General features: G+C 68.6%; 12 protein-coding genes. 1 reads left to right on the plus strand and 11 read right to left on the minus strand.

The window, feature by feature from the left end; genetic code table 11:
• The 10 genes from ABD378_RS43060 to ABD378_RS43105 form a co-directional block, all read right to left on the minus strand.
• A partial coding sequence (locus ABD378_RS43060) for an MFS transporter (protein WP_344530812.1) occupies window positions 1–995 on the minus strand: 995 nt, incomplete at its 3' end.
• Window positions 992–2,185: a GNAT family N-acetyltransferase gene (locus ABD378_RS43065; protein WP_344530814.1), complete on the minus strand. Its 1,194-nt coding sequence runs from the start codon at window positions 2,183–2,185 to the stop codon at window positions 992–994. The genes ABD378_RS43065 and ABD378_RS43060, both read right to left, overlap by 4 nt.
• Before the next feature lie 21 nt (window positions 2,186–2,206).
• Window positions 2,207–3,208 carry an aspartyl/asparaginyl beta-hydroxylase domain-containing protein gene (locus tag ABD378_RS43070; protein WP_344530816.1) on the minus strand — a complete coding sequence of 334 codons (1,002 nt, stop codon included), beginning with the start codon at window positions 3,206–3,208 and terminating at the stop codon, window positions 2,207–2,209.
• Window positions 3,209–3,358: 150 nt separating this feature from the next.
• Window positions 3,359–4,309, minus strand: coding sequence for an MBL fold metallo-hydrolase (locus ABD378_RS43075; protein WP_344530818.1), 951 nt, complete (start codon window positions 4,307–4,309; stop codon window positions 3,359–3,361).
• A gap of 74 nt (window positions 4,310–4,383) precedes the next feature.
• Window positions 4,384–5,712 (minus strand): aspartate kinase, encoded by a 1,329-nt coding sequence (locus ABD378_RS43080; protein WP_344530820.1) that lies wholly within the window; start codon window positions 5,710–5,712, stop codon window positions 4,384–4,386.
• Window positions 5,713–5,726: 14 nt separating this feature from the next.
• Window positions 5,727–6,953: an MFS transporter gene (locus tag ABD378_RS43085; protein ID WP_344530822.1), complete on the minus strand. Its 1,227-nt coding sequence runs from the start codon at window positions 6,951–6,953 to the stop codon at window positions 5,727–5,729.
• The gene (locus ABD378_RS43090; protein WP_344530824.1) at window positions 6,950–8,203 is read right to left on the minus strand and encodes an ATP-grasp domain-containing protein; all 1,254 of its coding nucleotides are present in this window, start codon (window positions 8,201–8,203) and stop codon (window positions 6,950–6,952) included. The genes ABD378_RS43085 and ABD378_RS43090 overlap by 4 nt, the downstream gene beginning before the upstream one ends.
• Window positions 8,200–9,402, minus strand: a complete 1,203-nt coding sequence (locus ABD378_RS43095) for an aminotransferase class V-fold PLP-dependent enzyme (RefSeq protein ID WP_344530826.1) — start codon at window positions 9,400–9,402, stop codon at window positions 8,200–8,202. The genes ABD378_RS43090 and ABD378_RS43095 overlap by 4 nt, the downstream gene beginning before the upstream one ends.
• 10 nt (window positions 9,403–9,412) lie before the next feature.
• Complete coding sequence (locus tag ABD378_RS43100) at window positions 9,413–10,507, minus strand: fatty acid desaturase (RefSeq protein ID WP_344530828.1); 1,095 nt, start codon at window positions 10,505–10,507, stop codon at window positions 9,413–9,415.
• A 247-nt stretch (window positions 10,508–10,754) separates the two neighbouring features.
• Complete coding sequence (locus ABD378_RS43105) at window positions 10,755–10,928, minus strand: hypothetical protein (protein ID WP_344530830.1); 174 nt, start codon at window positions 10,926–10,928, stop codon at window positions 10,755–10,757.
• 76 nt (window positions 10,929–11,004) lie between these two features.
• Here ABD378_RS43105 and ABD378_RS43110 point away from each other — a divergent pair, with 76 nt between their 5' ends.
• Complete coding sequence (locus ABD378_RS43110; protein ID WP_344530832.1) at window positions 11,005–11,694, plus strand: response regulator transcription factor; 690 nt, start codon at window positions 11,005–11,007, stop codon at window positions 11,692–11,694.
• A 21-nt stretch (window positions 11,695–11,715) separates the two neighbouring features.
• Here the strand turns inward: ABD378_RS43110 and ABD378_RS43115 are convergent.
• A partial coding sequence (locus ABD378_RS43115) for an aldo/keto reductase (protein ID WP_344530834.1) occupies window positions 11,716–12,588 on the minus strand: 873 nt, incomplete at its 5' end.

Raw genomic sequence — 12,588 nt, forward strand, 5'->3', positions numbered from 1 at the left:
TTGTAGACGGTCAGACCGAATCCGTAGAGAACGAAGGAGACGGACCAGATCGTCACGGTGAGCGGGGTGGGATCCGTGGCGAGCGGGATCAGCACCGGCGCGAACGACGCGATGGCCATGCTCGCCACGACGACCCGCTTCAGCCCCCACCTGCGTTCAGCCTGCTCGGCAGCGACCGCGCCCAGCATGGAACCGACGGCGCCGAGCGTCACGGTCAGGCCGAGCAGCGCGGGCGTGACGCCGACGACGGAGGCCGCGTACACGGTGTACAGGGTCAGCATCGCCTGCTCGAAGAAGTTGAACAGCGCGGCCTGCCCGATCAGCGTCCGCAGTACGGGTATGGACAGCAGGAGCCGGGCTCCCGCGGCGATTTCGCTCACCATGCGTTCGCGGGTCACCGGCGCGACGACCGGTGGCTCGCGGCGGGTCACGGTGAGCAGGACGAGCGCCGCGATCAAGTAGAACGCCGCACCCATCAGAACTGCTCCGGAGCCGCCCAACCAGTTCATGAGCAGTCCGCCGAGGCCAGGTGCGGCAACCACGACCAGCGTGAACACCGCTTCGAGCCGCCCGATCGCGGCGACCAGGTCGGATTCGTGAACCAGACTCGGCGTATACGCCTGCGCACAGACCTCGGCGATGGCGACGAGCGAGCCGAAACCGAACGCGACCGCGTACAGCATCCCGATGTGGAACTCGTCGAGCCCGCTGAGAACCGGGATGACCAGCAGCGCCAACCCGCCCGCCACGTCGGTGAACAGCAGCGTGGGCCGTCGTGGTCGCCGGTCCAGCCATACCCCGATGAAGAGGGTCACCACCAGCACCGGCACGTACTGGGCGGCGGCGACCACGCCCACTTCGAAGGGCGTGGCCGCGAACGAGATCGTCGCCAGCAGCGGGAAGACCATCGTCATGCTCTTGGACGCGACGCTGGTCAGTACCTGGCTCAGCCAGAAGCGAGCGAAGTCCCCGTTGAGCAACAGGCGCGACTTCAACAGAACTCCAGCCACTCGTCTTCGACCACTGCCTTGGCCACCGCTGTGGAGGACTCGGTGAGTTCGCGCAGCTGGGCCGCGTTGTAGGCACGGATCGCGTCGTTGTCGGTGGCGTCGCCGAACACATCGAGCATCCACAGGGGGCGGACCTCGGCGCCACGCATCGCCTTGGTGTCGGTGGATGCGATTCCGGCGTGCATCCAGCGCCTGCCACGGCGCAGCGCGTCGCGGATCGGCTCGTAGTAGACGAGGTTGAAGTACTCGGCGACGCCGACCAGTTGGTCGTAGTGGAAGCCGGCGCCCTTGAGGAACGTCGCGTCGCCCCAGCGGTAGAACAGCAGGAATCCGACGGGAGGTTCGCCGTCCAGGCCGCACATCAGCACCCGTGCCGCGTCGCCCATCGTTTCGGCCTGAACACGCAGGGACTCGGCGAGCACCGACACGTCGGCAGGCTGTCCGTAGCGGGCTTGCGTGCCCTGGGACATCAGGGCCGCCTCTTCGTAGCACTCCGACAGCGGCTTCTCGACGAAGCGGTATCCCGCGGAATCGAAGCGCCGCTGGTCCCGGCGGATCAGCTCGCCGCGGCGCTTGGACGGCAGCGTGCGCATCCAGCCGTTCCAGTCCTCGCCCTCGGTACGGATCCACGCGTCGGCGGCACACAGTACGGGCTCGGCGCGTACCCCGGCCGAGCGCAGGGCCCTCACGTCGGCGCTGGTCAGGAACATGCCGTGGCACGGGATCTGGTCGGGGCGGCCGTGGTCGAACATCCGGTCCGCCACGGCCCGCCTGCGCAGGCCGGCGAGTTCCTCCACCAGGGCTGAGGCCCCTTCGGAGCGATCCACCCCTTCGCTGATCAGCAGATTCGTCTGATAGCCACGGCGCGGGCCGACGAGCAGACCCTGCGGGCTCGCCGCAGGCAGGCCTGCCTTGTCCAGCAGTCGACTCCATTGGTAGAACCCGTTGTTCTCCTCCCAGACCGCGGTGACCGGAACGGCCGCGGTGCCCCCGGGCAGCCGGGCGTGCACGTTCCCGGTGAGCGTGCGCCCCCCGGGGTCATGGACGCTGAAGTCCAGCCACCCGCTGGTGGAATAGAGGTGGTCGCCTGCCAGCCGGTCCCATTCCTCGGTGCCAAGGCCCTCGGTCGGGGTGCCGAAGCCGGCGGTCCGGCAGTTGTTCACGGTCATGCTCATATCGGCCTCCACCGCGGCAGATCACACGCTCTGGGACGTCGCTGGGATCGCCAGCGTCCGGACCTGCTTGCCGACCCTGGTACGCAGCACGACCCGTCGCTGTCCCGCGTCGTCGACGACCTGGACGGTGCGCTCGTCGGTCCATCCCTGGAAGCGGAATTCGTTGTCCCCGATGTGGACCAGACCCGCGTAGGGGGCGCCGTCGTAGTGCAGCACCAGGCGGCCGTCCTGCACCCTGATCTCGGCCGGCACCGTCGGCTGGTCGACGAGGAACTCGCCGTCGTCCTCTTCCCAGTCGGTGAAGGACTTCGGTACCTCGAAGGCGACCTGGTGCAGGGCCGACGGCTGCAACGGCTGCTCTTCGCGATTGACCATGATCTTGTCGAAGGGCAGCTCGGCGCGGGCCTCCGGCGGGAACAGGTCGAACAGCGCCTCGGTCACCTGCACGTCCATCACGAAGTGCACGCGGTGAGTGCGGCCGCTGTTCTCGATCCGGTGGGTGCGGGCGAAGTTGCCGAACCAGAGCGAGCCCGCTTCCCACACATACGGGGTCTGCCCGAAGAACAGCTTCGCCTCCGGCAGCGTGATCACCGGTACGTGCAGCCGGGCGATGCCCCAGGTGAGCGCGTACTTGTTGTCGAAGTGGTCGGGGCCGTAGGTGTCCGGGCCCAGTGCCATCAGCCGGACGGAGCGCAGCGGTGAGGGGATCGCCCGCATCACCGCATGCAGGTTCGGCGCGAGTTCCGTGTGGGGAGTGTCGGCGAACGACACCAGACCCGGTCCGCCCGGGTCGGTGCGCGCCTTGTCACCGCCCGTGCTGCGCAGGGGCATGATGTGCCAGTCGAGCTCGGTCTCGACCAGGTTGTCATCGGTGACGAAGGTCTTCTGCAGTTTCCAGTCGGCGGCCTGTTCCGCGCGCAAGGCCTTCACGTCGCGCACCAAGGAGTCCACGTCGAAGCTCGGCAGGAGCCGAACCACATCGGGGATCCCGGCCTGTGCATCCGCAATCGTTTCAACAGACACGTCTGTTCCTTCCTTCGTATGACTGACTGTGCTGACGAAAGAACTGCTCGGAGGGGAACTCGGACGGTCCTGGCCGCACACTCACAGCACAGAAAAAACCAACCGAGCGGTTCTGTCAATGGATCGATGAGAGCATGAACACCGGCTGTTTCAGGCCAGGTATCCGGTGATGGCGCTCCCGTGGTTGAACTCCGCCATCTCCCGGAAGACCTGGGGCAGTTCCAGGGGCCGCCCCAGGGCGCCGCCGTCGAGTTCGGCGTAGGCCCGGTGGAGATTGCCCACGATGCGCTCGGCGCCGGTCAGTCGGCGGAAGGGGCCCGCCCCTGCCTTCTTGGCGGTCTCCAGCGGCGTCAGGCCTTGCTGCCAGCCCTCCATCGCCACGATCTGGATCCACCGCAGGTAGGCCTCCGTCTCGGCGAAGACCTCCGTGCCCCGGACCGGACCTCGCCCGCAGACGACCGTACGGGCGCCGAACGCCCGCAGCGTCCTGATGGCCGCCAACGCCCCTTCCACAGAGCCCATCACCGTGCAGGGGGTTGCCCCTGCCAGCACCACGTCGCCGGTGAACAGCACCCGGTCCTCGGGCAGCCACACCACGACGTCGTTGGTGCTGTGCGCGGGCCCGCAGAAGACGAGCTCGATGCGACGGTCCCCGCTGTAGAGGGTGAGTCCCTCGTCGAACGTGACCGATGGCAGGACGAGACCGACTTCGTCCCGGTCGGCGTCGGGCCACAACTCCGTCAGCGGCGGCCCCGTCTCCGCCATCTCGCTGCGCGTCAGCGAATGCGCGATGACGGTCGCCTCGGGAAAGGCACCGTTGCCGTAGGTCTGGCCGCCGTGATGGTGTGTGTTGACGACCTTGCGGACCGGTCCCGCGCGCAGGGATTCCACGGAGGCGCGCAGGGCCGGCGTGCGTGCTTCGGTCGCGACCGTGTCGATGACCGTGACCCCCTCGGGCCCCGTGATGATGCCCGCGTTGTTCTGGCACCAGCCGTCGTCGGGTGAGATGTGGGCGAACACCCCGTCGGCGATCTCCGTCGTGCGCGGCTGTCGCAGTACCCGCAGGTGGTGCCCGGCGCGGAACAGATCCGGCTCGGTCATGAGGGCCCCTTTCGGTGACTGGCGGGTGGCGCACGGCAAAGCTTGTGGACGTGTTCGGCGATGAGCCGGGAGGGTCAGACGGGTGAGCCGACTGTGACCGTCGATGGCCCGATCGCCTCGTGCGGGTCGGGGAGGGACACGAACTCCGCGTGCAGGACCTCCACCGCGCGGGAGCAGTCCGCTTCGGTGACCGTCGCGGAGATGCGGCTCTGCGAGGTGGCCAGGGACAGGGGGTCGATCCCCTCGGCGAGCAGCGTGTTCAGCATGCGGCCCAGGGTTCGGGGGTCGCTCATCAGACCGGAACCGACGACCGACACCTTGGCCACGGCGGGGTCGACGGCGACCCTGCCGGGCAGGGTCGTGAGCAGGCTGGTCACGGTGTCGATGTACTTGGCCGGCACCGTGAAGTCCCACCCGTGCCGCTGCGACCCGTCGGTGAACCTGGTCATCACGTCGATCGGCACCGATGCGTCGGCCAGCAGGGCGAGGACTTCGGTTCCCGGCAGCGGAGCGTCGGGAGAGACGCCCACGATCGTGATCCGGGCGTTCCCCGGCTCGTGGGACACGGCTGTCACACGGTCTTCGGTTTCCAGCATGACGGGGTCTGTTCCTTCCTGTTCGGAGACCACGACGGTCCCCGGGCTACCGCTGACGGTGCTCCGTACGTGCAGGGCGACGCCCGCGCGGCCGGCCAGTTCCACCGAGCGCGTGTGCAGTACGCGGGCTCCGGCGTGGGCCATCTCCGACATGACGCTGTTGCGGACGACCGGAATCAGCCGCGCCTGCGGCACCATGCGCGGGTCTGCCGAGAAGACGCCGTCGACGTCGGTGTATATCTCGCAGGCGGCGGCTCCGAGCGCGACGGTCAGAGCCACGGCCGAGGTGTCGGAGCCACCCCGGCCCAGGGTGATGACATCGCCGTCCGCGTTCAGGCCCTGGAAGCCGGCCACGACGGCCACTTCCCCGCGGGACAGCGTCTGGCGCAGCCGTGCGGTGTCCAGACTTTCGATGCGCCCGTTCGTGTGCTTGCCGGACACGCTGAACGCGGCTTGTGATCCCAGCAACGACACCGCGGGTACGCGCAGTTCGTGCAGGGCGATGGCCAGCAGGGCAGCCGAGCGGGCTTCGCCCGTGGCCATCAGCTGGTCGAGTTCACGGCCCGGTGGCGCGGCGCCGGCCGACCGGGCTTCGTCGATGAGCCGGTCGGTGGAATCGCCGCGGGCGGAGACGACGGCCACGACGTTGCTGTGCCGATGGGCCGCGGCGACGATGCGCGCGATCCGTGCGAGCTGCTCGGGGGTGGTACCCATCGAGGTCCCGCCGAACTTGAGGACGCGGACCGGCCGTTGGCCGGACGCGGGGCGCTGGTCGATGGAGGGTGCGGATGCGGGTGCGGATGCCACGATGTCCCTTCCTGTCACGCGGTGGAATCGGCGGTGCGCCGGGCCGCGGGCGCGGGCGCGTCGGTGTTCGCCATGGCAGCGAAGCAGCGGTGGAATACGGCGACGATCACGACGACGGCCACGGCCGCCCCGCCTCCGATGAAGAACGTCGCGGCGCCGAGGCCGGCCCCGATGAGCCACAGTCCCAAGGCCACGGCGAGGGATTCGGCCAGCCCCCAGACGAAGGTCAGGGCGCCGACGGCCAGGCTCGTTCGTCCACCCGCGACGGCGACGGCGAGCGTCTGGTAGACCGGGCCGTAGAGCATCTCGCCGACGGTGATGGCGAGGACGGCGAGCAGCATCAGCGCCATGCCGCCCTGCGGAGCCACGAGCAGGACGGTTCCAGCCCCCAGTGCGAGGTTGGCGCCCACGATGAGGGCAGGTTCGCGCGTCTCTCGAAACCACCTGGTCATCAGCGACTGCGTCACCACGATGGCGACGCTGGCGAAGGCGAACAGCAGGCCGACGCTGCGTGCTCCGAGGCTCGGGCTCGCGTAGACGGCGAACACACCGTAGAACTGCGCGTACGTGATGTGGGTCAGAAAGTTGACGCCCAGCAGAGCGGCCATGCCCCGGGGCAGACCTGCGGCATCCGGCGTCTTCATCGCCGCCTCGTGGACCGGTGCGCGTCCCGACGCCAGGCGCGTCGCCAGCAGTCCCGCGAGCACGGCGAACCCGATCGGGGCCAACACGTAGAACCGGCCTGTGGCGGCGTAGGCCAGGGACGAGACGAAGGGGGCCAGGCCGCCGGCGGCGTTGAGTGCGACGTTCTCGTAGGAGAAGGCCTGACGGGTCTCCTCCGGGCCGAACTGGTGCACGATCAACGTCAGTTGGGCGAGCGTGGCCAGCGAACCGGCCAGGCCGAAGGCCGCCGAGACCAGCATCCAGGCGATGAGCGAGCCGACCGGGAGCAGCACCATGGCGCACATCAGGCCTGCTGTCGCCGCCATCACGATCTGTGAACCGATGATGGAGCCGCGCTCGCGGCCCGGCGGCAGGACGCGGACGAACGCCAGGGAGCCGAGCCGGTTCGCGAGGACCGCGGCACCGGTGATCAGCCCGCAGTCCGCGGTCGAGAAGATCTCCTGGTCCAGCAGCCACACGGTGAAGAACGGATACAGAACACCCCAGGTGCTGTAGGTGAGGAAGCGGACGGCGTAGATCGTCCAACCGCCGGGCGGCGCCGCACGCTCACGACTCATGACGGTGCCACCCAGGCGGGTCGGCGCGGGCCGTCGGCGGTGTGCACCACGACGTCCTCGATCTCACGTGCCACGTCGCTCGTGAGGCCGGTGAGCATTCCGACCCAGGCGGCGTCGCCCGTGCCCACGGGCCCGACGCGGGCGCCCTTCGGCGCGACCTGGGTGTGCAGGCAGCGCCCACCGTCCGGCGCGGTCACCGACGTGACCTGCCCGCCTCCTTCGATGCCGTAGTAGTACGACAGGGTGGACTTGCCGCTGCCTTGGGCGTGGTAGGCGGGCTCCGGGCTGGTTCCCGCGGCCGGCAGGCCCAGCGTGAGGACATGGGCGAGGATCTCGACCGGGTCCAGGGCGTGTGCGAGCGCGAGTTGCTCGACGATGGCAGCACCGCCGAGGCGACCGATGTTGGCGTCGATGAGGAACGGCTGCCTGCCGTTGACCAGGAACTCGCAGTGGAAGTAGCCCTGGGACAGACCGGAACGTTCGACGAGCGCGGTGACAGCGGCCTTGCACAGATCCTCGGCTCCGTGAGGCAGCCGGCTGTCGGCGGGAAGCAGATTACTGACCTCTGTCCAGGAGATGCGCCCACGCTGGGAGAAGTCGATGAAGACGATCCGGCCGTCGGTGACGTATCCCTCCAGACTGAACAGCGACCCGCGGATGTCCGCCTGCAGCACCCAGGGGTGGGCGGCGTCCTGCGACAGGCCGGCGGTGGCCACGGCGTTCCACAGGTCCACGGGTCCGGACCCCTGGGGCAGACGCGCCGCGCCGCGCGCGCCGGCCTCCTCGGCCGGCTTGAGGATGTAGCCGTCGGGCGCCGGAGCCAGGGTGGCGGGGTCCACTGCGAGCCGGGCCGCCTCGCCTGCCGTGAAGCGCAAGGTCGGCGGGCTGAACTCCGGTATGAGCGCCGCGACTTCGGCCTTGGAGGCCAGCCGCACCGCGACCGGTTCCGGTCCGTGCAGATCGTAGGTGGCGGCGATCTCCGCGATGAGCGGAAACTTCTCGTCATACAGGCCGGTGATGGCGAATGCGTCCTCGGTGATCGACGGGTCTTCGGCCAGCAGACGCAGGACCGCGGCCCGGTCCTGGATGTCTGCCGGGTAGCAGACACAGTCCCGCAGACTCTGGGCGGCCTGGCCGGCGAACGCCTCGGGGTCCGCCAGGAGGACGGGCTCGAACCCTGCCGAACGCAGCGCCTGGGGCACGTACTTGAGGCTGGTGGCATTGACGCCAAGAACGATGATCTTCTTCACGCTGACCACTCCTTCTGCTGCTGGGTCGCGGCGGGCACGGTGACCCTGCGACTGCCGGTCTCTTCCAGGACGTGGATCGCGTGGTCGATCTCCAGCTGCGTCGTGCGAGGTCCCACGGCCAGCCGCACAGCGCGCGGGATTCCGCTTCGCAAGAGGTAGTTGGGGGTGTGCGCGCCGTCGATGAGCCAGCAGGCGACGCCCGCTCGGCACAGCTCGTGCCACAGCGGCTCGGGCCCCAGGTGCTCGTGGGTGACGCAGATGATGCCGGTGTGCTGGGTGCCGGGAGCGTGCACGCGCAACCCCGGGATCTGCCTGGCCCGCTCGCGCAGCTCCTGTGACAGACCGGCCGTCCGGTCCCAGTCGTTGGACCGGGCCTGCCGCAGGGCGGTGTCGAACCCGACGAAGGCCGACACACTCTTCTCACCGAGCTCGAACTTGCGGGCGCCGGCGGTGAGATGGCGGATGCCGCCGCCGGGCACGAAAGCGTGCGTGTGCACGTCGACACTGACCGGCTCGGCCGCCTCACGGAAGCGGGGGGACACCACCGCGAAGCCGGTGGCGCGCGGCCCGAGCAGCGACTTCTTGCCGTTCGCCGTCAACAGGTCGACGGGCGTGGCCGCCAGGTCGATGGGGAGCTGCCCGACGGACTGACAGGCGTCGACGACCAGCAGCGTGCGCCGGTCGCGGACGAGTTCCGAGAACGGGGCCAGTGGGGTGACGACCCCCGTGCAGGAGGGCATGTGTGTCACCGAGACAAGGGCGACCCGGTCGCTGATGTGCCGTTGGCACCACTCGACGTCCACGTCCCCGCTCGGGGTGAGCGGGATCTCCTGGATCGAGAATCCGGCGGTTCTCTGCGCGTTCTTGAGGAAGAGGAGATTGCCGGCCCATTCGTACGGCGTCGTCCACACGATGTCGCGTTCGGTCAGGGTCAGGCCCGCTACGGCGCTGTGCCAGGCGCGTGTCGCGGAGTCCGACATCGCCACGTCTTCCTGCGGACAGTTGAACAGCTGCGCGAGACTGCGGTACACGCCCTCCTCGATCAGCTCCGCGTAGGCACGTTCGGCGAAGTAGGAGCCGATCGTCCCCTCCAGCGTGAGGTAGTCGGCCACCGCGTCGCGGGTCTCACGGCTCTGCAGCCCCGAGCCGGCCGTGTTGAGATACGAGCGCCACGGCGCGGAGTAGGTCTGATCGATCATGAGTGCCTCCCTAGAGCCTCTGCCCCGGCTGGGCCCGTGCGAGGGTGAGCACCTCGGCGAAGGTGGGCGAGGATGCCTGGGGGTCGCCGCCGGCCCGGCGCCAGCTCCGGTACTTCGCGGCGTACGTCACGACCGTCTCCGCCCCGGCCCTGTTCTTCGCGCGGGTGACGATGCCGCCCCACAGCGCGTCCCAGCGCGCGTAGGTCGGATCGTCGAGCAGGATGCGGTGGGCGCGCTTCATGTTCCAGAACGGGATGCTCATGTTCAGGTGGTGCACCAGGTGGTAGTTGTCGTGGTGCCGCCCGAGCAGGTAGTTCTCCATGGCCCATCCATGGCGGTTGCGCGTCATCAACAGCTGGGCGCGCTCGCTCTCGGGCATCGGGTAGTGCTCGGCGAGTTCCGAAAGCCACCCCACGGCGACCGCGCTGGTGAACAGCGGGACGATCCAGAAGAGCAGCAGCAGGTGCAGCGTTCCGGAGGCGGCGCAGGCCGCCGTGATCAGCAACCACTGCACGGCGAAGATCAACCGTTCCGCGCCGAGGCCGACCGGCATGGAGACGTTGGTCCCCGGCCCCCGGTAGAAGATCCGGTCCCGGACGATGTACCGGACGTATGAGGCGGTACGCAGGCCAAGGACGGCCAGCGCGATGTTCTCCAGGAAGAAGCGCGCGTCCGACTTTTCCGGGTCGTACAGGCCCAGATCCCGGTGGAACTCGTAGTCGGGGTCCTTCTGCGGGTCTCCCAGGTAGCGGTGGTGGAAGCCGATGTGGCTGGTCCGGTAGGGCGAGTACAGGTGGAAGACGAGGTAGCCGGAGAACACCGTCCCCAGGACCAGGTTGAGCACCGGATTACGGCTGAGAACCTTGTGCGACGCCTCGTGCAGGAGGTTGACCATCGCGCGCTGGGTCGAGCCGATGAAGAGCAGCGCGAGCGGGTACAGCCACCAGGAGATGTTCAGGCACGCCCAGATCGCGACGGCGACGCCCACGTAGTCCGTGAGGATCGCGACGATCGCGTGCCAGTTGTCGAGTGTGCCGAGCGGCCGGAGTCTTTTGCGGATCTCCGGGGAAACCTTGCTGAAGTCATAGTCGACGTGTCCTCGCATCGTGGGAGATTGAGTCGAGGGCGCCATCGGCGTTCCTCCCTGTTGCATAGGAGGGCCTGGTCGGCCCGGGGACGCCAGAAACGTAGGCGTCGGGCCGTGGCGGGCCGGTGGTGCTACGACTTCTGTCACATGTCGGCGCGCTCAAAGGCACATCGGGGCGGAGCTTTCGGCCCCATCTGAAATCGGTCCGGGGAATCGTTCACGGCTACTTGTGAGAAGTGCATATAGGCCCGGACAAAGGACGTCGCTAACGTGATTCGAGTGCGCCGCCGACGGCTGACAGGAAAACGCACGGCAGCACATTTTTCAGACGCGTGAGTTCGGAAATCCGCTGCTTCGAGCGAAAGTTGGCTTCAACGCTGCCCGGGATCGATTTCCGAGCGCCGGCCATTTTCCGTTGCACCGCGAGATCGGCACGCATCCCGCCCCCATGACGTACGAAGGTCCGGCGCGCCGCCCACCCACTTGGTCCGGAAAAAACAGGAGTACTGCCTGCCATGTCCCACGCATCCGTACGCGTTGTGATCGCAGACGAGCAGAGACTGCTGCGCGAGTCCCTCTGCGCGCTGCTGGACACGGAGCCCGGCATCGAGGTCGTGGGTCAGACGGGCCATGTGGCCGACCTGCTCACGTTGGTTGCGCGAACCCGTCCCGACCTCGTGGTTCTCGATGTCCAGATGGTCCCGGCCGACGATCGCGAGGCGATCGCCACTCGCCTGCTGCACGGCATTCCGGCCTGCCGTGTGCTCGTGCTTTCCATGCTGGAGCAACCGCGTCTCGTGCAGTCCCTGCTGGACCTGGGCATCCACGGCTACCTGCACAAGAGCGTCGGCTACGGCAGCGTCGTCGATGCCGTGCGTGCTCAGCGGGGGGCACGCTCCTACCAGACGGTGACGCTGCCGCTGCACCGGCGGTCCCTGCGCGCCGCGGGCAGCGGCCCGGTGACCGCCTCGGAGCTTTCGGCACGCGAGCTCGAGGTCCTCACCCACGCGGCAGCGGCCCTGAGCAACCGTCAGATCGCGGTGCAGCTGGGCATCGCGGAGGGCACCGTCAAGCGACACCTGAGCAACATCTTCGAGAAGCTCGACGCGGTCAGCCGCCTGGACGCCGTCAACAAGGCCTCCTCGATGCGGCTCATCCACCCCGGCGACACGCGCGCGACGCACGGTTTGCGCGTGGCGACCTGAGCGATCACCCGGCCTGCCGGGTCACACGGGGGTCGGATCCACCGCGTACGGCTCGATGGCGGCCAGCTCCCGCTCGGTGAGCGGCGGCGCGTCCAGCGCCGCCACGTTGGCCTCCAACTGGGAGACACTGCTGGCCCCGATCACCGCCGAGGTGACTTCCGGCCGACGCAGCACCCAGCTGAGGGCGAGTTGGGCAAGACTCTGGCCCCGTTCGCCCGCGAGGACGTCGAGCGCCTTGGCCCGCTGCAGATACGTGTCGGTGATGTCCTCGGCCGACAGGAACATGCCGGCCGCCGCGCGACTGCCGGGAAGCACCCTGCCGCTGAGATAGCGGTCGCTCAGCAGTCCCTGCGCGAGCGGGGAGAAGACCGTGCCGCCGGTGCCGAGCCGGGCCAGTTCCGTGAACAGCCCCCGCTCGGGCGTCCTGTCGAACATCGAGTAACGATGCTGATGGAGCGTCAAGGGCACACCCGCGTCGGCGAGCACGCCGGCGGCCTGCCGCGTCGCGTCCGGGGAGTAGTTGGAGATGCCGGCATACAGGGCCTTGCCCTGCCGCACGGCATCGGCGAGGGCGCTCATGGTCTCTTCGACCGGCGTGTCGGGGTCGGGCCGGTGCGAGTAGAAGACATCGACATGGTCCACGCCCAGACGGCGCAGACTGCGGTCGAGCGAAGCCATCAGATACTTGCGGGAGCCGCCGATGCCATAGGGCCCGGGCCAGCTCTCGTAGCCGGCTTTGGTGGAGAGGACGATCTCGTCCCGGTAGCGGCTCAGGTCACTCTTCAGTACCTCTCCGAAGCGGGTCTCGGCGTATCCGAACACCGGCCGGCCGTAGTTGTTGGCGAGGTCGAAGTGTGTGATGCCCAGATCGAAGGCGCGCAGCAACAGAGCCCG

This window comes from Streptomyces rectiviolaceus (assembly GCF_039533825.1).
Lineage (GTDB): Bacteria > Actinomycetota > Actinomycetes > Streptomycetales > Streptomycetaceae > Streptomyces > Streptomyces rectiviolaceus.

Coding starts and splice junctions, on each gene's coding strand:
- ABD378_RS43065 (WP_344530814.1), bottom strand. CDS start 2,185: ATGAGCATGACCGTGAACAACTGCCGGACCGCCGGCTTCGGCACCCCG.
- ABD378_RS43075 (WP_344530818.1), bottom strand. CDS start 4,309: ATGACCGAGCCGGATCTGTTCCGCGCCGGGCACCACCTGCGGGTACTG.
- ABD378_RS43110 (WP_344530832.1), top strand. CDS start 11,005: ATGTCCCACGCATCCGTACGCGTTGTGATCGCAGACGAGCAGAGACTG.
- ABD378_RS43105 (WP_344530830.1), bottom strand. CDS start 10,928: ATGCGTGCCGATCTCGCGGTGCAACGGAAAATGGCCGGCGCTCGGAAA.
- ABD378_RS43085 (WP_344530822.1), bottom strand. CDS start 6,953: ATGAGTCGTGAGCGTGCGGCGCCGCCCGGCGGTTGGACGATCTACGCC.
- ABD378_RS43100 (WP_344530828.1), bottom strand. CDS start 10,507: ATGCGAGGACACGTCGACTATGACTTCAGCAAGGTTTCCCCGGAGATC.
- ABD378_RS43095 (WP_344530826.1), bottom strand. CDS start 9,402: ATGATCGATCAGACCTACTCCGCGCCGTGGCGCTCGTATCTCAACACG.